Source organism: Mesorhizobium sp. M7A.F.Ca.AU.001.01.1.1 (assembly GCF_004022735.1).
Taxonomy (GTDB): Bacteria; Pseudomonadota; Alphaproteobacteria; order Rhizobiales; family Rhizobiaceae; genus Mesorhizobium; species Mesorhizobium ciceri.
This window is the reverse complement of sequence record NZ_RZPF01000012.1, coordinates 1-21924: the sequence shown is the minus strand read 5'-3', so window position 1 is coordinate 21924 and position 21924 is coordinate 1. Positions and strand designations below refer to the sequence as shown.

The following is a 21924-nucleotide window of genomic DNA, read 5'->3' as shown; positions in this document are numbered from 1 at the left end:
TGGCTGAGATCGCCGCCGATCGGCCCGGTGTCGGCCCGCATCGGTATAGCCTGCAGCCCCATGCGCGTAAAAGTCCGGAGATAGGACACGAACATCCTGTTGTAGGCCGCCTTGGCGCCTTCGAAGTCGAGGTCGAAGGAATAGGCGTCCTTCATCAGGAACTCGCGCGACCGCATGACGCCGAAGCGCGGCCGCACTTCGTCGCGGAACTTCCACTGGATGTGGTAGAGATTGAGCGGCAGGTCCTTGTAGGACTTCACATAGGCGCGGACGATCTCGGTGACCACTTCCTCATTGGTGGGGCCGTAGAGCATGTCGCGGTCCTGCCGGTCCTTGATGCGCAGCATCTCCTTGCCGTAGTCGTCATAGCGGCCGCTTTCGCGCCACAGATCGGCCGACTGGATGGTCGGCATCAGGATTTCCAGCGCACCGGCGCGATCCTGCTCCTCGCGGATGATGCGGCATACCTTGTCCAGCACCCGCTTGCCGAGCGGCAGCCACGAGAAACTGCCCTGCCCCTGCTGGCGGATCATGCCGGCGCGCAGCATCAGCCGGTGCGAGACGATCTCGGCCTCGCGCGGATTTTCTTTGAGGATCGGCAGGAAATAGCGCGACAAACGCATGGGCAGGTCCGTGAGTGAGGAGGGTCGCGTCAGAATCGGCGCGACTTTGGCTTGCTTGACCCGGCTTCATAGCCATTTCAAGGCGGAATGGGAACCCGGACGCTTCGGCCCGAAAAGCGGAATCGATTTCCAAAAAACATGGGTAGCCGGGATCAGAAGCGTCGCACCGCCGTTCGCCCGTCCAGAAGACCCATGGCGCTGCAAGGCCTCCCGGTCACTGTGCGCGTCTTGGTGATCGTTCGCCAAGCAACGCCTGCCACACTATTGTGCAGTGCAGCACGAGAATGCCCGTTTCAAGGCAAAATTCTTCGTGACATTTTCATTCGCCTTAGGCTAATGTACCTCGATAACCGAGAGGGCAGAAAAAAATCTGCTCTCCTACGCGGTCAAAGTCTTGGGAGGATGCGATCTAGGCGCGGTTACTCGCTGCCGCCGGAAACCGGAAACAGATCGGACGCGTTTAAATTGCAAGGCCTCGTGCCTTGCATTTTTTTTGTGCAATCATCTGCTTAGCGCAACGCGTTGCCAAACCACCTTACCCAGCGTCAGCGCTCGTCAGGCCGCAAAACGGCACGACGTTCCCCGCCGAAACCCGCCCGGTCCGACATATGAAAACGCCGTCGCTGGACAGTCTATTTAGCCGGCGTCTGGCTGAATTCCGGCACGATGTGCGGGATGTCGTTGAGGCTGTATCCCAGCCCATGCGTCAGGCCATAGAAAATGCCCATCAGGATCGCGGTGGCGATGGTGGTGCGGATCACGGCGCGTAGCATGTGAGGCCCACGCGGCGCGCTCGGAACCGTGCCGAGCGTCACGTCGTGATCGTCGTCCTGCGTCCTCACGCTGAACGGCAGCACGGCGAACAGCACCACCCACCAGGTCGCGAAAAACAGGGCGGTGAACGAAACCCAGCTCATGATTGCTCCAGTTCGATCAGCGTGCCGAAGAAATCCTTCGGATGCAGGAACAGCACCGGCTTGCCGTGCGCGCCGATCTTCGGATTGCCGTCGCCCAGCACGCGGGCGCCGGCGGCCTTGAGCTGATCGCGCGCGGCCAGGATGTCGTCGACCTCATAGCAAAGGTGATGCATGCCGCCGGAGGGGTTCTTCTCCAGGAAGGCGGCGATCGGCGATCCCTCGCCCAAAGGCTCCAGAAGTTCGACCTTGGTGTTGCCGACATTGACGAACACCACCGTCACCCCGTGCTCCGGCAGTGCCTGCGGCGCCGTAACCTCCGCGCCGAGCGTGTTGCGGTAGGCCGCTACGGCAGCAGCCAGATCCGGCACGGCAAGCGCGACATGGTTCAGACGTCCGAGCATAGGTTTTCCTCAGGGCAGTATGGCAATAGGGCAGTATGGCAATAGGGGAAAAGCTGACCTGCCTCGTATCGAAATCCCTACTGCCCTACTCCCTTACTGCCCCACTCCCCTCAGCGAGTGACGAACACCGTCACCAGCGGCTTCTTGCCCCAGGCTTCGTTGGCGGCGCCGCGCACGGCGCGCCGCACTGCTTCCTGCACCAGGTCGAGGTCTTTTCGGCGCTGACGGGGGATCGAGTCCACCGCGCCGATTGCCGCATCGATCATCAGATCTTCCAGCGACTCGCCACGGCCATCGGCCTCGGCGACGCCGATGGCGACCAGATCGGGGTCGCCGGCAAGCTCATATTTGTCGTCCAGCACGACATTGACCGCCACGTGGCCGGCAAAGGACAATTTGCGCCGGTCGCGGATGCCCATCGCCTGATCGGTGCCGATCAGTCTGCCATCCTTGTAGATACGGCCGAACGGCACCTGATCCATGATGGTGGCTGGGCCGGGAGCAAGCCTGAGCATGTCGCCGTCGCGCACCTGCGCCACCTGGCCGATGCCCGATGTCGACATCAGCGAGCCCTGCGCCACCAGATGTGCCGCCTCGCCATGCACGGGAACGCCGATCTGCGGGCGCACCCATTCATACATCTTGCGCAATTCGCTGCGCCGCGGATGGCCGGAGACATGCACCAGCGCATCGCCGTCCTCGATGATCTTGACGCCGAGGTCGATGAGACGGTTCTTGATCTCGAGGATCGCCTTCTCGTTGCCGGGAATCGTACGCGAGGAAAACACCACCGTGTCGCCTGCCGTCAGCGACACCGACTTCATCTCTTCGCGCGACAGCTTGGCCAGTGCGGCCAGCGGCTCGCCCTGGCTGCCGGTGCAGATGATGACCAGGTTTTCGCGCGGGATGAAACCAAAATCCTCCTCGGCGATGAACTCCGGCAGACCGTCCATGTAGCCGAGTTCTCCGGCCACATCGATGACCCGCTTCAGCGAACGGCCAAGCACCAGGCACTGGCGTCCGGCATCGCGCGCCGCTTTGGCGATCGAGACGATACGTCCGACATTGGAGGAGAACGTGGTGACGGCGACACGGCCCTTGGCAGCCTGGATGACGCCCTTGAGGCCCTCGCCCACAGCCACTTCCGAAGGCGACTCGCCTTCGCGCAGCGCATTGGTCGAATCGCAGATCAGCGCCAGAACGCCCTTGTCGCCATAGGCGCGGAAACGCGCCTCGTCGGTCTTCGGCCCGATCGTCGGCTCCGGATCGATCTTCCAGTCACCGGTATGGATGACGGTGCCTGCCGGCGAGGTGATCGCCAGCGACATCGGCTCGGGAATCGAGTGCGCGACCGGAATGGCTTCGATCTCGAAGGGGCCGACGGTGAATTTCTCGCCCGCCCGGTAGATCGTGACCGGTATTTTCGGTGCGCCCTGCTCGCCTTGCCGCTTGGCTTCCAGCAGGCCGGCGCTGAACGGCGTCATCCAGACCGGCGCCTTCAGCTTCGGCCATGTGTCGAGCAGCGCGCCGTAATGGTCTTCATGCGCATGCGTGATGATGATGCCGCGCAGATTGGCGAGGTTCTCCTCGATGAAGCGTGTGTCGGGCAGCACCAGGTCGACGCCCGGCAGGCTGGCATCGGGGAAGGTCACTCCGACATCGATGACGATCCATTCGCGCGCGCTGGGCGGCCCGTAGCCGTAAAGAGCGAAGTTCATGCCGATCTCGCCGACGCCGCCGAGCGGCACGAAGACGAGTTCGGCGTTTTCCGCTTTCGCCATGATTTTTCCCTTCCTGGCCCTCAGGCCAAGCTCAAAAGCAATTCCGGGAAAAGTGTGTAACGGTTTTCCCACCGGAGTTGCGCAAAAACAAACAGTTAGAACCGTTCATGAACGGCCCTATGCCCTGGCCGAAGCGACCGCGCCGAAATGCACATCGCCGGCGGCGATCGTCCGAACCGAACCTTCATCGTCGCGGATCACGAAACGGCAGTCCTCGTCAATGGTCTCAAACACCCCGCGCACCACATTACCGTCAATTCTGACGGCAACCTCGCCGCCGAGCCCCGCGGCACGATCAAGCCACCGTCGCCTGACGGCGGCAAGTCCGCGCCCCTCATCCCACAATCGGGCATTCTCGCTCCAGGCATCCGACAGCGCCAGGAACAGTGTTTCCGCATCGCATGCCGCGCCCAGCGCGCGCAAGGAAGTTGCGGGATACGGCAAATCCTCAGGGTATGCCACCACATTGACGCCGATGCCGACCGCCACTCCGAAACGGCCGCCCTCGAGGATTGCCGATTCCAGCAGGATGCCGGCCAGCTTGGCGCCGGAGGCAAGCACGTCGTTCGGCCATTTCAGCTCGAAACGGTTTTTTCCTTCGCTGCCACCGTCGAGGCCAATGGCGATCCGGCCCTTCGGCACCACGGCATCGAGTGCATCGGCCAGCGCCAGTCCTGCGACGAAGCCCAATGTCGCGGCAAGGCGAAGCTCTGCCTTGGTGATGACGAGCAGCGTCGCCGCCAGGTTGCCTTCCGGGGTCGCCCAGACGCGGCCGCGCCGGCCACGCCCGCTTTCCTGCTTCTTGGAAACGACCCACAATTTGCCGGCGTCGCCTGCCCTTGCGTGGTCCAGTGCCAGCGCATTGGTGGAGCCGACGCTCTCATGCGCCTCGAGCCGGAACCCTTCCGACGCCGAGGTTGGAGCCAGCCGAAATGCCATGCCGTCTAGAAAAACGTCTTGGCGGCGGCTTCGGCATAGGTGCCGATCGGCCCACCGATCAACACGTAGAACAGCACGAAGGCGCCGGAGACGCCGAGCACGACACGCAATTCCGTCGCCATCGGCACGAAGCCGCCGACCGGTTCGTCGAACCACATGATCTTGATGATGCGCAAATAGTAATAGGCGCCCACCACCGAGGCCAGCACGCCGATGATCGCCAGCGCGTAGAGATTGGCGTTGATGGCGGCGAGGAAGACGTACCATTTCCCCCAGAAGCCGGCGAGCGGTGGAATGCCGGCGAGTGAGAACATCAGGATGGTCAGGATCGTCGCCATGACCGGATTGGTCGACGACAGGCCGGCCAGGTCGCTGATCTGCTCGACATTGCCTTCCTTGCGCCGCATGGCGAGGATGAAGGCGAAGGTGCCGAGCGTCATCACCAGATAGATCAGCATGTAGATGGCAACGCCGCGCACGCCGGCCTGGCTGTTGGCGGCAAGGCCGACCAGCGCGTAACCCATATGGCCAATCGAGGAATAGGCCATCAGGCGCTTGATGTTGGTCTGCCCGATTGCGGCGAAGGAGCCGAGTGCCATCGAGGCGATCGAGATGAAGACGATGATCTGCTGCCAGTCGGCGGCGATTGGCTTGAACGCGCCCATGGTGACGCGCACGATCAGTGCCATCGCCGCCATTTTCGGCGCCGCCGCCAGGAAGGCCGTCACCGGAGTCGGCGCGCCCTCATAGACGTCAGGCGTCCACATGTGGAACGGCACCGCGGAAATCTTGAAGGCAAGGCCGGCCAGCACGAAGACGAGGCCGAAAACGAGGCCAAGCTGGCGCTCGCCGCTGCCGAGTGCCGTGGCGATTTCCTGGAAGCCGGTGTTGCCGGTGTAGCCGTAGACCAGGCTGATGCCATAGAGCAGCATGCCCGACGACAGCGCACCGAGAACGAAATATTTGAGGCCCGCTTCGGTCGAGCGCAGATTGTCGCGGTTGATCGCGCACAGCACATAGATCGCCAGCGACTGCAGCTCGAGGCCGAGATAGAGGCCGATCATGCTGTTGGCCGAGATCATCAGCATCATGCCGAGCGTGCACAGCAGGATCAGCACCGGATATTCGAACTTGTCGAAACGCTCCGCCTTGGCGAAGCGCATCGACATCACCAGCGTCACCGCCGAGCCAACCAGTGCCAGCACCTTCATGAAGCGGCCGAAGGAATCCTGGATGAAGGCATTGCCATAAGCGCTGCCCTGCCCGGTTCGGAAGATCAGCCAGGCGCCCGCGATCGCCAGCACGGCAACCGCAAGGCCGGTTACCGTGTTGGCCGTGTTGGCGCGCGAACAGGCTCCGACCATCAGCAGCGCCAGCGCGCCGACGGCAAGGATCAGCTCTGGCGTCGAGAGCGACAGGCTGGAGAGAAGGTCCGGCGTCATGGTTCGCAAAACCTCTGGTCAGTTCGCCGCCGCGGTCTGCGCGGTGCCGATGGATGCAGTGACATTGGTGACGAGCGACTTGACCGATTGGGCCGTCGCGTCGAAGACCGGGGCGGGATAGACGCCGAAGAAGATGACCAGCACGACCAGCGGGTAGATGATCACCTTCTCGCGCGGCGACAGGTCGAGCAGTCCCTTAAGGCTCTCCTTGGTCAGTGCGCCGAAGATCACCCGGCGGTAGAGCCAGAGCGCGTAGGCGGCCGACAGGATGACGCCGGTGGCGGCGAAGAACGCCACCCATGTGTTGACCCGGAACACGCCGAGCATGGTCAGGAACTCGCCGACGAAGCCGCTGGTACCGGGCAGGCCGACATTGGCCATGGTGAAGATCAGGAACACCGTGGCGTATTTCGGCATGTTGTTGACCAGCCCGCCATAGGCCGCGATCTCACGTGTGTGCATGCGGTCGTAGATGACGCCGACGCACAGGAACAGCGCGCCGGAGACGAGGCCGTGGCTGAGCATCTGGAAGATCGCGCCCTGCACGCCTTCCTGGTTCATGGCGAAGATGCCCATGGTGACGAAGCCCATATGAGCAACCGACGAATAGGCGATCAGCTTCTTCATGTCCTCCTGCATCAGCGCCACCAGCGAGGTGTAGATGATGGCGACGACGGACAGCGCGAAGACCAGCGGCGCGAACATTTCCGACGCCAGCGGGAACATCGGCAAGGAGAAGCGCAGGAAGCCGTACCCGCCCATTTTCAACAGGATGCCGGCCAGGATGACGGAGCCCGCCGTCGGCGCCTCGACGTGCGCGTCGGGCAGCCATGTGTGCACCGGCCACATCGGCATCTTCACCGCGAAGGAGGCGAAGAAGGCAAGCCATAGCCAGGTCTGCATGTTGGCCGGGAAGTTGTGGGTCAGCAGCGTCGGGATGTCGGTTGTTCCGGACTGGAAGAACATCGCCATGATGGCGAGCAGCATCAGCACCGAACCGGCGAGCGTGTAGAGGAAGAACTTGAACGAGGCGTAGACGCGCCGCTTGCCGCCCCAGACGCCGATGATGATGAACATCGGGATCAGGCCGGCTTCGAAGAAGACGTAGAACAGCACGATGTCCAGCGCGCAGAACACGCCGATCATCAGCGTTTCGAGCAGCAGGAAGGCAATCATGTAGGCCTTGACGCGCTTCTCGATCGATTCCCACGAGGCCAGGATGCAGAGCGGCATCAGGAAGGTCGTCAGGATGACGAACAGCATCGAGATGCCGTCGACGCCCATATGGTAGGAAATGCCGGAATCGAGCCAGGCGACCTTCTCGACGAACTGGAAGCCGGACTGCGAATTGTCGAATCCGGTCCAGATGAACAGCGAGATGATGAACGTGAAAGTCGTCGTCAACAGCGCGATGGCGCGGATGTTGCGGCGTGCATTTTCGCTGTCGTCATTGATGAACAGGATAAGCAGCACACCAACCAGCGGCAGGAAGGTGACCAGCGAGAGGATTGGCCAGGCGGTCATCAGAGCATCATCCAGGTGACGAGTGCGGCAACGCCGATCAGCATGGCGAAGGCGTAGTGGTAGAGATAGCCGGTCTGCAGCTTGACGACGCGGTTGGTGACATCGACGACACGCGCCGAGATACCGTCGGGGCCGAGGCCGTCGATGACGGTGCCGTCGCCGGTCTTCCACAGGAAATGGCCAAGGCGCTTGGCGGGCCGCACGAACAGGAAGTCGTAGAGCTCGTCGAAATACCACTTGTTGAGCAGGAAGGCGTAGAGCCCGCGATGCTGCGCGGCCAGGTTGACCGGCATTTCCGGCGAGCGGATGTAGAATTTCCAGGCCAGCGCGAAGCCGATCAGCATGGCGATGAAGGGCGACAGTTCGACCCACAGCGGCAATTCGTGGATGTCGTGCAGGATGTGATTGTCAGGCAATGTGAACAGCGATGCCTTCCAGAACTCGGCATAGCCCTCGCCGATGAAGGCGTTGTGGAAGATGACGCCGGCAAACAGCGCACCCGCAGCCAGGATGAACAGCGGCACCAGCATCACCGGCGGCGATTCATGGACATGGTGCATGACCTCATGGCTCGCCCGCGGCTTGCCGTGGAAGGTCATGAAGATCAGCCGCCAGGAGTAGAAGGAGGTGAAGCAGGCGGCGATGACCAAAAGCACGAAGGCCATGCCGGCAACCGAATTGTGGCCGGCAAAGGCGCTCTCGATGATGGCGTCCTTGGAGAAGAAGCCGGCGGTGCCGATGACCGTCACCGGAATGCCGACGCCGGTCAGCGCCAGCGTGCCGATCACCATCATCCAGTAGGTGGTCGGGATCAGTTTCCTGAGGCCGCCCATATTGCGCATGTCCTGCTCGTCGGACACGGCGTGGATGACCGAGCCCGAGCCGAGGAACAGCAGCGCCTTGAAGAAGGCATGCGTGAACAGGTGGAAGATCGCCGCGCCATAGGCGCCGACGCCGAGCGCCACGAACATGTAACCGAGCTGCGAGCAGGTCGAATAGGCGATGACGCGCTTGATGTCGTTCTGGACGAGACCGACGGTGGCCGCGAAGAAGGCCGTGAAGGCACCGATGAAGGTCACGACCGTCAGCGCCGAATGCGACAGTTCGAACAGCGGCGACAACCGCGCCAGCATGAACACGCCCGCCGTCACCATGGTGGCGGCATGGATCAGGGCCGAAACCGGCGTCGGGCCTTCCATGGCGTCCGGCAGCCAGGTGTGCAGCGGCACTTGCGCCGACTTGCCCATGGCGCCCATGAACAGGAGCAGGCAGACGATCGTCATGGCCGCCTGCTTGTCCAGCGCATGGCCAAGGAAAGTCAGCACCGCGGCACCCTGCGGTGCACCTTCGGCCGGGATGAACGTCGCCGCATTGGCGAAGATGGTGCCCAGATTGACCGAGCCGAACAGCACGAACACGCCGAAGATGCCGAGCGCGAAGCCGAAATCGCCGACGCGGTTGACGACAAAGGCCTTGATTGCCGCGGCATTGGCCGACGGCTTCTTGTACCAGAAGCCGATCAGCAGATAGGACGCCAGCCCCACCCCTTCCCAGCCGAAAAACATCTGCACGAGGTTGTCCGCCGTCACCAGCATCAGCATGGCGAAGGTGAACAGCGACAGATAAGCGAAGAAGCGCGGCCGGTTCGGATCGTGGTGCATGTAGCCGATCGAATAGATGTGGACCAGCGCCGACACGGTGTTGACCACCACCAGCATGACCACCGTCAGCGTGTCGATCCGCAGCGCCCAGGACGCTTCCAGCCCACCCGACTGTATCCAGCGCAGCACGGGCACGGTGAACACCTCGCCATGGCCGAAACCGACGGTGAAGAACGCGACCCACGACAGCACGGCCGCGATCACCAGGAAACCCGAGGTGATGTATTCGGACGCCTTGGCGCCGAGCGACGTGCCGAACAGGCCGACGATCAGGAAGCCGAGCAGGGGAAGGAAGACGATGGCCTGATACATGGTGGTTCCGTCAACCCTTCATCATGTTCACGTCTTCGACCGCGATCGAGCCGCGGTTGCGGAAGAAGACGACGAGAATGGCAAGTCCGATGGCGGCTTCGGCCGCCGCGACCGTCAGCACGAACAGCGCGAACACCTGGCCGACCAGATCGCCGAGTGCTGCCGAAAAGGCGACGAAGTTGATGTTGACCGCCAGCAGGATCAGCTCGACCGACATCAGGATGACGATGACGTTCTTGCGGTTCAGGAAGATGCCGAACACGCCGAGCGTGAACAGAACAGCCGATACGGTCAGATAATGTGCGATGCCGACAACCATCTCAGAGTCCCTCGCCTGTCTTGACCTTGCGGATTTCCATGCCGGTCGCCGGTGTGCGGCCGACCTGGGCTGCGATCGACTGCCGCTTGACGCCTGGCTTGTGGCGCAGCGTCAGCACGATGGCGCCGATCATGGCGACCAGCAGCACGAGGCCCGAAATCTGGAAGTAGTAGAGGTAGTCCGTATAGAGGATGTCGCCGAGCGCGGCGGTATTGGTCCGCGTGGCAAGATCCGGAATGGGCTTGGAGACCGTCGAAGCGAGCTGCGGCGCGAAGGTGTAGCCGCCGAGAACCACGATCAGCTCCGCCGCCAGGATCAGCCCGACCAGCGCGCCGATCGGCGCATATTGCAGGGCGCCGCTCTTCAGTTCGGCGAAATCGACGTCGAGCATCATGACGACGAACAGGAACAGAACCATCACCGCGCCGACATAGACGACGAGCAGGATCATCGCCAGGAACTCGGCGCCGGTCAGCATGAACAGGCCGGCGGCGTTGAAGAAGGTCAGGATCAGGAACAGCACCGAATGCACGGGGTTGCGCGACGAAATGACCATGAACGCCGATGCCACCGCGACAAAGGCGAAGAGGTAGAAAAAGGCCGCCTCTAGTCCACTCAACATTGGGGATCCCCCGGGTTCCTGTACAAACAGGACAACCGTCCTGTTTCGATGTTTGCCGCCTCAGGCCGCAAGTTTCGTTGTGTCCTTAGACGAGGCCCCTCGCCCCGTCCATGCGTCAAATATCAGCGGTAGGGCGAGTCCAGCGAGATGTTGCGCGCCAGCTCGCGCTCCCACCGGTCGCCATTCGCCAACAGTCTGTCCTTGTCGTAGTAGAGTTCCTCGCGCGTCTCCGTCGCGAACTCGAAATTCGGCCCCTCGACGATGGCGTCGACCGGGCAGGCTTCCTGGCAGAAGCCGCAATAGATGCACTTCACCATGTCGATGTCGTAGCGCACCGTGCGGCGCGTGCCGTCATTGCGGCGCGGGCCGGCCTCGATGGTGATGGCCTGCGCGGGGCAGATCGCCTCGCACAATTTGCAGGCGATGCAGCGTTCCTCGCCGTTCGGGTAACGGCGCAACGCATGCTCGCCGCGGAAGCGCGGGCTGGTTGGCCCCTTCTCGTGCGGATAGTTGATCGTCTCCTTCGGCGCGAAGAACTGGCGCATCGACAGGAAGAAGGCGCTGACGAAATCCTGCAGCAGCAGCGATTTGGCGGCTTGGGAAAGAGCGGACATCACGCAAACCCCGTGATCTTGAGGAAGGCCGCGGTGGCGACCACCATGAACAGCGAGATCGGCAGGAACACTTTCCAGCCAAGCCGCATCAATTGGTCGTAGCGGTAGCGCGGCACGAAGGCCTTCACCATGGAGATGCCGAAGAACACGAAGCAGACTTTCAGCACGAACCAGATGACGCCCGGCACCCAGGTGAACGGCGCGAAGTCGAACGGAGGCAGCCAGCCGCCGAGGAACAGGATGGTGGCCAGCGCGCACATCAGCACGATGGCGACATACTCGCCGAGGAAGAACAAAAGGAACGGGGTCGACGAATATTCGACCATGTGGCCGGCGACCAGTTCCGATTCGGCTTCGACCAGATCGAAGGGCGGGCGGTTCGTCTCGGCCAGCGCCGAGATGAAGAAGATGATGAACATCGGGAACAGCGCCAGCCAGTTCCAGTCGAGGAAGGTGTTGGGCAGGCCAAGCCGCGTACCAATTCCATCATGCTGCGACAGCACGATATCGGTGAGGTTGAGCGAGCCGGCGGTGAGCAGAACGGTGACGATGACGAAGCCGATCGAGACTTCGTAGGACACCATCTGCGCGGCCGAGCGCAGCGCGCCGAGGAACGGATATTTCGAGTTCGACGCCCAGCCGCCCATGATCACGCCGTAGACCTCGAGCGAGGAGATGGCGAAGACATAGAGGATGCCGACATTGACGTTGGCGATCGCCCAGCCGTGGCTGACCGGGATGACCGCCCAGGCCGAGATCGCCAGCACGGCCGACACCAGCGGCGCCAGCAGAAACACGCCCTTGTTGGCGCCGGACGGGATGACCGGCTCCTTGAAGACGAACTTCAACAGATCGGCGAAAGCCTGCAGCGTGCCCCAGGGGCCGACGACGTTCGGGCCACGGCGCAATTGCACCGCCGCCCAGATCTTGCGGTCGGCGTAGAGGATGTAGGCGACGAAGATCAAAAGAACGACGATCAGCACGACTGACTTCAACAGGATCAGCAGCGCCGGCAGCACGTAGAAGGAGAAGAAAGTGTCCATGCTTATTCCGCCGCCTGCTTGAAGCCGCTCTTGGCCAGTGCCGAGCATTCCGCCATCACGGCCGATGCCCGCGCGATCGGGTTGGTCAGGTAGAAATCCTTCACCGGCGAGGTGAAGGTGCCCTTGTTCAGCCGTCCGCCGAGCTTCGCCACCTCGGCGATATCCTCGGCATTGCCGGCCGCGACCTGGTCGATACGGGCCAGATGCGGGTATTCGCCATAAAGCTTGGCGCGCAGCTGCGGCAGCGAATCGAACGGCAGTTTCTTGCCCAGCACATCCGACAGCGCCCGCAGGATCGCCCAGTCCTCGCGCGCCTCGCCCGGCGCGAAGCCGGCGCGGTTGGTCTGCTGCACACGCCCTTCGGTGTTGACATAGGTGGCCGATTTTTCCGTGTAGGCGGCCGCCGGCAGGATGACATTGGCGCGGTGCGCGCCCTGGTCGCCATGCGTGCCGATATAGACGAAGGCGCCGCCGGTCTTGGCCATGTCGATCTCGTCGGCGCCGAGCAGGAACAAGAGCTCCATTTCGCCCAGCATGCCGGCAACGTTTCTGCCGCCCTCGCCCGGCACGAAGCCGAGATCGAGACCGCCGACGCGCCCGGCCGCATTGTGCAGCACGGCAAAGCCGTTCCAGTCTGCGCGAGCAGCGTTGACGGCGGCCGCGAGCTTGGCCGCCTGACCGAGCACGGCCGCGCCATCGGCACGCGCCAGCGCGCCCTGTCCCACGATGATCAGCGGGTGTGTCGCCTTCTTCAGCGTCTGGAAGAACTTGCCATTGCCGTTGGCCAAATCCCCAAGCGAATCCGGCCCGGCGCCCAGCTGTTCGTAATCGTAGCGGGTATCGCCGACATCGCCGATGACGCCGACCGGCAGATTGCCGGTCCGCCAGCGCTTGCGGATGCGCGCATTGAGCACCGAGGCTTCATAACGTGGGTTGGCGCCGATGATCAGCACCGCATCGGCCTGCTCGATGCCTTCGATGGTCGGGTTGAAGATATAGCTCGCACGGCCCAGCGCCGGATCGAGTGCGGCGCCATCCTGGCGGCAATCGGTATTCTTCGAGCCGAGCGAAGCCATCAGCAGCTTGAGCGCATAGGTTTCTTCGACGGCGGCGAGATCGCCCGCGATAGCGCCGATCTTTTCGGGCGCCGTCTTCGACACCGCGTCCTTGATCGCGGCGAAGGCCTCGGCCCAGCTGGCAGCAACCAGCCTGCCGTCCTTGCGCACATAGGGGCGGTCAAGGCGCTGCGTGCGCAGGCCGTCCCAGATGAAGCGGGTCTTGTCGGAGATCCACTCCTCGTTCACCGCCTCGTTGACGCGCGGCAGGATGCGCATCACTTCGCGGCCCCGGCTATCGACGCGGATCGCCGAGCCGACCGCATCCATCACGTCGATGGATTCGGTCTTGGTCAGCTCCCACGGCCGCGCCTGGAAGGCGAATGGCTTCGAGGTCAGCGCGCCGACCGGGCAAAGGTCGATGACATTGCCCTGCAGCTCCGAGGTCATCGCCTGTTCGAGATAGGTGGTGATCTCGGCATCCTCGCCACGGCCGATCAGGCCCAGTTCGGAAATGCCGGCGACTTCGGTGGTGAAGCGGACGCAGCGCGTGCAGTGAATGCAGCGGTTCATCACCGTCTTCACCAGCGGTCCGATGTATTTGTCTTCGACCGCGCGCTTGTTCTCGTGATAGCGCGAGGAATCGACGCCGAAAGCCATCGCCTGGTCCTGCAGGTCGCATTCGCCGCCCTGGTCGCAGATCGGGCAATCCAGCGGATGGTTGATCAGCAGGAACTCCATCACGCCTTCCCTGGCCTTCTTGACCATCGGCGTGTTGGTGAAGATTTCCGGCGCCTCGCCATTCGGGCCGGGACGCAGGTCGCGCACGTTCATGGCGCAGGAAGCCTGCGGCTTGGGCGGCCCGCCCTTCACCTCGATCAGGCACATGCGGCAATTGCCGGCGATCGACAGCCGCTCATGGAAGCAGAAGCGCGGCACTTCCGCGCCAGCGTCTTCCGCCGCCTGCAGCAGCGTGTAGTGGTCGGGTACAGTGATCTCTTTCCCGTCGACCTTGAGCTTTGCCATTCGCCTCAAACCCCTGCGGAGTTCCCGCAATCTCTTTTTCCGGACGCGGTCGAGACCACGTCGAGCACTTCATTCACTTCTTGACGGCGAGCGCCGCCGCTTGAGCTGTCCAATCGTCGCGGCCGATGCGGCCGCCGAGCGACAGATAGTCCTCGACCCAGGCAACCTCTTGCGGCGTCCATGCCGCGATCTGGGCATACGTCCAGATGCCGAGGCCGTTGAGAACCTTTTCCAGCTTGGGCCCGATGCCGGATATCGCCTTGAGATCCGCCGGTTTCGCCGGCTTCTCCATGGCCTTGGGCTGCCTGAAATCCTCGGGCAACAGCGCATCGCCGACGCCGCCCGTTGCGGGAACGGCATTTGCCACCGGCGTCATGGTGGCGGCTTCCTTGGCGGCAATATCGGTGACTTCCTGCGCGAAGGACTGCGCCTCGGCGATCATTGTTTTCGCCGTTGCCCGTGCCTTGGTGGAGGAAGGACTCGGTTCATCGAACTGGGCGACGCGCGCCTCGAAATCATCGACGATCGGCTGCAGCAGCCGTTGCGAGGCTTCTGCCGCGCCTGAAAACGCGCCCAGCCAGACGCCAAAAGCATGATTGGCAAGCCCGAGGCCAAGCGCCGACATCGCGGCCGCACCCGCCACAGGATGCACGAAAAGGTTGACGGCACTGGCCATCTCCTTCGGCATCATCCTGGTCAAGTCCTGGTTCATCTGCTCGATCTGGTCCAAATTGGGCATCAGCGGGTTCGAATACGGCGCCATAGAGTTCTCCTGGTCGTTTCGTCGTTCGCCCCGCCCTTCGCTGCGGACTTTCGTCCGCGTAAAACGTTCTTCTATTCCGCCGCCACCATCACAGGCTCGGCCCGGTGCGCATTGCGCGAAAACTCGTCGATGCGCCGCTCCACTTCGCCGCGGAAATGCCGCATCAGGCCCTGGATCGGCCATGCCGCCGCGTCGCCCAGCGCGCAGATCGTATGGCCTTCGATCTGCTTGGTGACGTCGAGCAGCATATCGATCTCGCGCTTCTGCGCCTCGCCGCGCACCAGCCGTTCCATCACCCGCCACATCCAGCCGGTACCTTCGCGGCATGGCGTGCACTGGCCGCAGCTCTCGTGCTTGTAGAAGTAGGAAAGCCGCGCGATCGCCTTCACGACATCGGTCGACTTGTCCATGACGATGACAGCCGCGGTTCCAAGGCCGGATTTGAGGTCGCGCAGCGCGTCGAAATCCATCGGCGCGTCGATGATCTGCTCGGCCGGCACCAGCGGCACCGAAGCGCCGCCCGGTATGACCGCCAAAAGATTGTCCCAGCCGCCGCGAATGCCGCCGCAATGCGTCTCGATCAGTTCGCGGAACGGGATCGACATCGCCTCTTCGACCGTGCACGGATTGTTGACGTGGCCGGAGATGCAAAACAGCTTGGTGCCGACATTGTTCGGCCGGCCGAAGGACGAGAACCAGGCCGCACCGCGGCGCAGGATGGTCGGCGCAACCGCGATCGATTCGACATTGTTGACCGTGGTCGGGCAGCCATAGAGGCCGACATTGGCCGGGAATGGCGGCTTCAGCCGCGGCTGGCCCTTCTTGCCTTCGAGGCTTTCGAGGAGCGCTGTCTCCTCGCCGCAGATATAGGCGCCGGCGCCGTGGTGCATGTAGATGTCGAAATCGTAGCCGGAGGTGTTGTTCTTGCCGATCAGCTTGGCCTCATAGGCCTCCTCGATCGCGCGCTGCAGCGCCTCGCGCTCGCGGATGAACTCGCCGCGCACATAGATGTAGGCGGCAACCGCACCCATGGCGAAACCGGCAAGCAGCGCGCCCTCGACCAGCGTGTGCGGGTCGTTGCGCAGGATGTCGCGGTCCTTGCAGGTGCCGGGCTCCGATTCGTCGGCATTGATGACCAGGTAGCTCGGCCGGCCGTCGCTCTGCTTGGGCATGAACGACCATTTGAGGCCCGTCGGGAAGCCGGCGCCGCCACGGCCGCGCAGGCCCGACGCCTTCATCTCGTTGACGATCCACTCGCGGCCCTTGGCGACGATGCCGGGCGTGTTATCCCAGGCGCCGCGCGCCATCGCGCCGGCCAAGGACTTGTCGAACAGGCCGTAGATATTGGTGAAGATGCGGTCTTTATCCCCGAGCATTTTTCGTCCCTCAGACCGGCTTCTTGCCGAAGACGCGGATGTATTCGGCGACGCCACCCTTGGCGAGCGCCTTGGCCTGCTTGACCCAGTCGTCGCGATCGATGCGGCCCTGGAAAGAGAGATAGCCATCCACCCACTCGCGTTCGGCCTTCTTCCACGACGCGACCTGCGCGAAGGTAAAGATGCCCAGCGTATGCAGGATGCCCTCGATCTTGGGGCCGACGCCGGAGATCAGTTTGAGGTCATCGACCTGTGCCGGCCTGTCGATGCCGGCCGGGCGGTTCTTGTCCCCGAGCGACGGTTTGGCCGGCTTGGCGGCCGGTACCTTGACCTCTGGCGCCTTGAAGGCGGAGGCCGGCTCGGCCTTGGTGATGGGGCCACTGCGCTGCTTGGAAACCTGCTCGACTTTGGAGTCTGCCTTGTTGGCATTGGCGGCCGAATGCAGTGGAGCGGCAACACTCGCCGCCTTTTCAGCCGCCGGCGCGACCTTGGTTTTTGAAGGCGTCTTCAGCGCCGGGCTGGTTTCAGGGGCGTCGGTCTTCGGCTTGCTGGTGTTGGACGGTGCGACAGGGGCCGCGGCCGGCGCCGGCACCGGCGCTGCGACGATCGCGTCGGGTGCCGCCCTGGCGGCCTTGGCCGCCTCCCTGGCTTCCCTGTCGCGGGTCGACTTGAGGATCGCCTTTTCGCTCTTCAGCGTGGTGAGGCCGGAGGCCGGCTCCGAGCCGGTGCGGCCATTCTGCGGCCCCGGTTCCACCGCAGCACCCTTGCCGGCGTCATAGAGATCGATGATTTCAGCCAGGCGTTCCGGCGTCAGATCCTCGAACGTGTCCTTGAAGATCATCACCATCGGCGCGTTGACGCAGGCACCGAGGCATTCCACCTCTTCCCAAGACAAGGTTCCCTTGTCGTTGGTGTGGAACTGGTCGTGATGGATTTTGGAGCGGCAGACATCCATCAGCGCTTCCGAACCGCGCAGCATGCAGGGCGTGGTGCCGCAGACCTGGATGTGCGCACGCGTGCCGACCGGATTCAACTGGTACTGCGTGTAGAAGGTCGCGACTTCCAGCCCGCGGATGCGGGGCATGCCGAGCATGTCGGAGATCGTCTCGATCGCCGCCTTCGTCACCCAGCCTTCCTGCTCCTGTGCTATCATCAGAAGCGGGATGATGGCCGACTGTTCACGGCCCTTCGGGTACTTCTTGATCCATTGCTTCGCAGCCGCGGCATTCGCCCGGTTGAAGGCGAAGGATGCTGGCTGGACGCTGGCTTCTGCGAGACGGCGGACTGACATTTAGCGATCGACCTCACCAAACACGATGTCGAGGGAGCCGAGAACGGCGGTGACGTCGGCCAGCATGTGGCCGCGGCAGAGGAAATCCATCGCCTGCAGATGCGCGAAACCCGGCGCGCGCAGCTTGCAGCGGTAGGGCTTGTTGGAGCCGTCGGAGACCAGATAGACGCCGAATTCGCCCTTCGGCGCCTCGACGGCGGCGTAAACCTCGCCGGCCGGCACGCGATAACCCTCGGTGTAGAGCTTGAAGTGATGGATCAGCGCTTCCATCGAGCGCTTCATCGCCTGGCGCTTGGGCGGCACCACCTTGCCATCGAGGTTCGACACCGGGCCGGTGCTCTCCTTGCCGAGCAAAAGGTCGACGCACTGGCGCATGATCTTCGCCGACTGGCGCATTTCTTCCATGCGCACGAGGTAGCGGTCGAAGCAGTCGCCGTTCTTGCCGATCGGAATGTCGAAATCCATCTCCGAATAGCATTCATAGGGTTGCGACTTGCGCAGATCCCAGGCTGCACCCGAGCCACGCACCATCACGCCCGAAAAACCCCAGGCCCAGGCATCCGCCAGCGAGACGATGCCAATATCGACATTGCGCTGCTTGAAGATGCGGTTGCCGGTCAGCAGCCGGTCGAGGTCGTCGATCGACTTCAGGAACGGGTCGATCCACTTGCCGATGTCCTCGACCAGTTGACGCGGCAGGTCCTGATGGACGCCGCCGGGCCGAAAATAAGCGGCATGCATGCGCGAACCGGAGGCGCGCTCATAGAACACCATCAGCTTTTCGCGTTCGACGAAGCCCCACAGCGGCGGCGTCAGCGCACCGACGTCCATCGCCTGCGTCGTCACATTGAGGATGTGCGACATGATGCGGCCGATCTCGCTGTAGAGAACGCGGATCACCTGGCCACGCTTCGGCACCTCGATGCCGAGCAGACGCTCGGCGGCCAGCGCAAAGGCATGTTCCTGGTTCATCGGCGCGCAATAGTCGAGCCGGTCGAGATAGGGTACCGCCTGCAGATAGGTTTTGGCTTCGATCAGCTTTTCGGTACCGCGATGCAGCAGTCCGATATGCGGATCGACGCGATCGACGACTTCGCCGTCCAGCTCCAGCACAAGGCGCAAAACGCCGTGCGCCGCGGGGTGTTGCGGGCCGAAATTGATGTTGAAGTTGCGGACGGAGGTTTCAGCCATTTACTGCTTTGCCTTCTCGTCACCCGGCAGCACGTAATCCGTACCTTCCCACGGGGACAGAAAATCGAAATTGCGGAATTCCTGCTTGAGCTCGACCGGCTCATAGATAACGCGCTTGGCCTCGTCGTCGTAGCGCACCTCGACGAAGCCGGTCAGCGGGAAATCCTTGCGCAAGGGATGGCCTTCGAAGCCATAGTCGGTCAGCAGGCGGCGCAGGTCGGGATGGCCGGAGAACAAAACGCCGTAGAGATCGTAGGTCTCGCGCTCGAACCAGTCGGCGCCGGGATAGACGCCGGTGATCGACGGCACCATGGTTTCCTCGTCGGCCTGCACCTTGACGCGGACGCGCACATTCTGCTTCGGCGACAACAGGTGATAGACGACGTCGAAACGCTTGGCCCGCGACGGATAGTCGGCGCCGCAGACATCGATGATCGAGATGAACTGGCAGCGCGCATCGTCGCGCAGGAAGGTCATCACCTCGACCAGATCGCGCGGCTCGACATGGATGGTGAGTTCGCCATAGGCGATATCAGCCTCGTTCACGCGGCCGATCAGCTTCTCGCCGAGATAGGTCGACAGTTCGCTCAGGGATGCGGTCATGGATTTACCGTTCGATCGTGCCGGTGCGGCGGATCTTCTTCTGCAAGAGAAGAATGCCGTAGAGCAGCGCTTCGGCGCTCGGCGGACAGCCGGGCACATAGATGTCGACCGGCACGATGCGGTCGCAGCCGCGCACCACCGAATAGGAATAGTGGTAATAGCCGCCGCCATTGGCGCAGGAGCCCATCGAGATGACGTAGCGCGGCTCCGGCATCTGGTCGTAGACCTTGCGCAGCGCCGGCGCCATCTTGTTGGTCAGCGTGCCGGCGACGATCATGATGTCGGACTGGCGCGGAGACGCGCGTGGCGCGACGCCGAACCGCTCCGAATCATAGCGCGGCATCGAGGTGTGGATCATCTCGACCGCGCAGCAGGCGAGGCCGAACGTCATGAACATCAGCGACCCGCTGCGCGCCCAGGTGATGAGCGCCTCGGTCGAAGTGACCAGAAAGCCCTTGTCGGCCAACTCGTTGTTGATCTCGAGGAAGAAGGGATCGTCCTCCCCCACCGGCCTGCCGGTGTTGGGATCGATGATGCCCTTGGGCTTCGGCGCGACGAGGGTGCCTGAACTGTCGTTCAATCCCATTCCAGCGCTCCTTTTTTCCATTCATAGGCAAAGCCGATGGTCAGCACCGCCAAAAAAACCATCATCGACCAGAAACCGAGCATGCCGATCTTCGAAAACGACACCGCCCACGGAAACAGGAAGGCTACTTCCAGGTCGAAGATGATGAACAGGATCGACACCAGGTAGAAACGGATGTCGAACTTCATGCGGGCGTCGTCGAACGAGTTGAAACCGCACTCGTAGGCGGAAAGCTTTTCGGGATCGGGATTGCGGTAGGCCACCAGGAAGGGCGCGGCCAGCAGCGCCAGGCCGACAACCAGCGCCACGCCTATGAACAGGACGATGGGCAGGTATGAGCTCAAGAGTGCGTTCATGCTCGGCTTTCCGTTGGCGCCAATCCACGTTGATTACAGCACCGGACCCTAATGCGGAAGCGTGACAGTTTAACCGCTGAACCGTTTTAAGGGCCTATGCTGCAACGCGGCGAGGGTTAGCGCAGCACTTCCAGCGAAGCAAGTCAAACCTTGTTCAAAACATCGACCTGGACGGCATATCGCGGCAAACTGGTCCGATCCGCTCCTGTTTGATTTCCTTCGCTTTTTACTCCACTTTTCTCTCCTGACATGAATGCTGCCAAAACCCTGCTAGCATGGGTTGGAATCAGCCATTCGACCCTCGGTCAAAACACGTCAAAGTGATACCTGCATGAAGGAAAAGATCTCGCTCCCGATGGCCCGGCGCATCGCCCTTGCCGCCCAAGGGTTCCTCGATCCTCGCCCGACCGGCACGCCCGACCGCCGGCATTTTGCCCGCACGCTCTCCCGCACCGGCCTGTTGCAGATCGATTCCGTCAGCGCGGTGGTGCGCGCTCATTATATGCCGCTCTATTCGCGCCTTGGCCCCTACCCGTTCTCGCTGCTCGACAACGCGGCCGTGACGCGTAAGCGCACGGTTTTCGAATACTGGGCGCACGAGGCGTCCTTCCTGCCGGTCGAGACATACCCGCTGATGCGCTGGCGCATGCAGCGCGCCGAGCGGGGCGAGGAAATGTATCTGGGTCTCGCCAAATGGGGCCGCGAGCACGCCGCCTACATCGAAGAGATCTACCGCGAGGTCGCCGAGCGCGGCCCGATCGCCGCTTCCGCGCTGGAGGGCCAGAAAGGTTCGGGCGGCTGGTGGGGCTGGAGCGATGCCAAACACGCCTTCGAATGGCTGTTCTGGGCCGGCCGCATCACCACGGCGCACCGCCGCGGTTTCGAGCGCTTCTATGACCTGCCCGAGCGCGTGCTGCCGCAGGCGATCCTCGATCTGCCGGTGCCGACGCCTGAGGACGCGCACCGCGAATTGCTGCGCATTTCCGCCCGCGCCCACGGCGTGGCGACTTCAAGCGATTTGCGCGACTATTTCCGCCTGTCGCCGGCCGATATGAAAGGCCGGTTGGAGGAACTGGTTGAAACGGGCGAGTTGCTGCCGGTGCGTGTCGAAGGCTGGGACAAGCCGGCCTATCTTCACCGGGACGCCCGTCTGCCGCGCAAAGTCGAGGCCCGCGCCTTGCTGGCACCCTTCGATCCGGTCGTCTTCGAGCGCTCGCGCACCGAGCGGCTGTTCGATTTCCACTACCGCATCGAGATCTACACACCTGCCGACAAGCGGCAGTATGGCTATTATGTCCTGCCGTTCCTGCTCGGCGACAGGATCGTGGCACGCGTCGACCTCAAGGCCGATCGCCCGGCCAGCATACTGCGGGTCCATGCGGCCTATGCCGAGCCCGGTGCGCCGCCTGAAACCGCTGCGGAGCTGTTCGAGGAATTGAAGCAGATGCAAGGTTGGCTCGGGCTCGAACGCATCGAAGT

General features: G+C 62.9%; 21 protein-coding genes. 1 reads left to right on the top strand and 20 read right to left on the bottom strand.

Annotation, left to right across the window (positions count from 1 at the left end):
• The 20 genes from EN884_RS01910 to EN884_RS01815 form a co-directional block, all read right to left on the bottom strand.
• Window positions 1–623: aminoacyl--tRNA ligase-related protein (locus tag EN884_RS01910; protein WP_348632976.1), on the bottom strand; the 623-nt coding region annotated here is incomplete at its 3' end.
• 632 nt (window positions 624–1255) lie between these two features.
• Window positions 1256–1540 carry a DUF1467 family protein gene (locus EN884_RS01905; RefSeq protein WP_013531106.1) on the bottom strand — a complete coding sequence of 95 codons (285 nt, stop codon included), beginning with the start codon at window positions 1538–1540 and terminating at the stop codon, window positions 1256–1258.
• Complete coding sequence (mce, locus tag EN884_RS01900) at window positions 1537–1941, bottom strand: methylmalonyl-CoA epimerase (protein ID WP_063168232.1); 405 nt, start codon at window positions 1939–1941, stop codon at window positions 1537–1539. The genes EN884_RS01905 and mce overlap by 4 nt, the downstream gene beginning before the upstream one ends.
• Window positions 1942–2051: 110 nt before the next feature.
• Window positions 2052–3722, bottom strand: coding sequence for a ribonuclease J (locus EN884_RS01895; protein ID WP_013531104.1), 1671 nt, complete (start codon window positions 3720–3722; stop codon window positions 2052–2054).
• Window positions 3723–3839: 117 nt separating this feature from the next.
• Window positions 3840–4661, bottom strand: coding sequence for a biotin--[acetyl-CoA-carboxylase] ligase (locus EN884_RS01890; protein ID WP_063168233.1), 822 nt, complete (start codon window positions 4659–4661; stop codon window positions 3840–3842).
• Between the two features lie 5 nt (window positions 4662–4666).
• Window positions 4667–6103, bottom strand: coding sequence for an NADH-quinone oxidoreductase subunit NuoN (gene nuoN / locus EN884_RS01885; protein WP_063168234.1), 1437 nt, complete (start codon window positions 6101–6103; stop codon window positions 4667–4669).
• 18 nt (window positions 6104–6121) lie between these two features.
• On the bottom strand, window positions 6122–7627 hold the full coding sequence (locus EN884_RS01880) for an NADH-quinone oxidoreductase subunit M (protein ID WP_063168235.1): 1506 nt from the start codon (window positions 7625–7627) through the stop codon (window positions 6122–6124).
• Window positions 7627–9600 (bottom strand): NADH-quinone oxidoreductase subunit L, encoded by a 1974-nt coding sequence (gene nuoL, locus EN884_RS01875; protein ID WP_063168236.1) that lies wholly within the window; start codon window positions 9598–9600, stop codon window positions 7627–7629. Before nuoL ends, EN884_RS01880 begins: the two co-directional genes overlap by 1 nt.
• A gap of 10 nt (window positions 9601–9610) precedes the next feature.
• Window positions 9611–9919, bottom strand: a complete 309-nt coding sequence (gene nuoK / locus EN884_RS01870; protein ID WP_010910101.1) for an NADH-quinone oxidoreductase subunit NuoK — start codon at window positions 9917–9919, stop codon at window positions 9611–9613.
• A gap of 1 nt (window position 9920) precedes the next feature.
• Entirely contained in the window at window positions 9921–10541 is a 621-nt protein-coding gene (locus EN884_RS01865; protein WP_013531099.1) for an NADH-quinone oxidoreductase subunit J, read from the bottom strand.
• Window positions 10542–10663: 122 nt separating this feature from the next.
• The gene (nuoI, locus tag EN884_RS01860; RefSeq protein WP_013531098.1) at window positions 10664–11155 is read right to left on the bottom strand and encodes an NADH-quinone oxidoreductase subunit NuoI; all 492 of its coding nucleotides are present in this window, start codon (window positions 11153–11155) and stop codon (window positions 10664–10666) included.
• Window positions 11155–12198: an NADH-quinone oxidoreductase subunit NuoH gene (gene nuoH / locus EN884_RS01855; protein WP_013531097.1), complete on the bottom strand. Its 1044-nt coding sequence runs from the start codon at window positions 12196–12198 to the stop codon at window positions 11155–11157. The genes nuoI and nuoH overlap by 1 nt, the downstream gene beginning before the upstream one ends.
• A gap of 2 nt (window positions 12199–12200) precedes the next feature.
• Window positions 12201–14279: an NADH-quinone oxidoreductase subunit NuoG gene (gene nuoG, locus EN884_RS01850; RefSeq protein ID WP_128360454.1), complete on the bottom strand. Its 2079-nt coding sequence runs from the start codon at window positions 14277–14279 to the stop codon at window positions 12201–12203.
• 73 nt (window positions 14280–14352) lie between these two features.
• Window positions 14353–15042, bottom strand: a complete 690-nt coding sequence (locus EN884_RS01845) for an NADH-ubiquinone dehydrogenase (protein ID WP_063168237.1) — start codon at window positions 15040–15042, stop codon at window positions 14353–14355.
• Window positions 15043–15113: 71 nt separating this feature from the next.
• A complete protein-coding gene (nuoF, locus tag EN884_RS01840) occupies window positions 15114–16418 on the bottom strand; it encodes an NADH-quinone oxidoreductase subunit NuoF (RefSeq protein WP_013531094.1) in 1305 nt (434 codons plus the stop codon).
• Window positions 16419–16428: 10 nt separating this feature from the next.
• Window positions 16429–17709: an NADH-quinone oxidoreductase subunit E gene (locus EN884_RS01835; RefSeq protein ID WP_063168238.1), complete on the bottom strand. Its 1281-nt coding sequence runs from the start codon at window positions 17707–17709 to the stop codon at window positions 16429–16431.
• The gene (locus EN884_RS01830; RefSeq protein ID WP_024501361.1) at window positions 17710–18900 is read right to left on the bottom strand and encodes an NADH-quinone oxidoreductase subunit D; all 1191 of its coding nucleotides are present in this window, start codon (window positions 18898–18900) and stop codon (window positions 17710–17712) included.
• On the bottom strand, window positions 18901–19503 hold the full coding sequence (locus EN884_RS01825; RefSeq protein ID WP_013531091.1) for an NADH-quinone oxidoreductase subunit C: 603 nt from the start codon (window positions 19501–19503) through the stop codon (window positions 18901–18903).
• Window positions 19504–19507: 4 nt separating this feature from the next.
• Window positions 19508–20089 carry an NADH-quinone oxidoreductase subunit B gene (locus EN884_RS01820; RefSeq protein ID WP_013531090.1) on the bottom strand — a complete coding sequence of 194 codons (582 nt, stop codon included), beginning with the start codon at window positions 20087–20089 and terminating at the stop codon, window positions 19508–19510.
• Window positions 20080–20445, bottom strand: coding sequence for an NADH-quinone oxidoreductase subunit A (locus EN884_RS01815; protein ID WP_010910112.1), 366 nt, complete (start codon window positions 20443–20445; stop codon window positions 20080–20082). Before EN884_RS01815 ends, EN884_RS01820 begins: the two co-directional genes overlap by 10 nt.
• A gap of 331 nt (window positions 20446–20776) precedes the next feature.
• On the opposite strand from EN884_RS01815, the gene EN884_RS01810 reads away from it, so the two are divergent.
• Window positions 20777–21924 (top strand): winged helix-turn-helix domain-containing protein (locus tag EN884_RS01810; RefSeq protein ID WP_164894908.1); only part of this gene is annotated, 1148 nt, incomplete at its 3' end.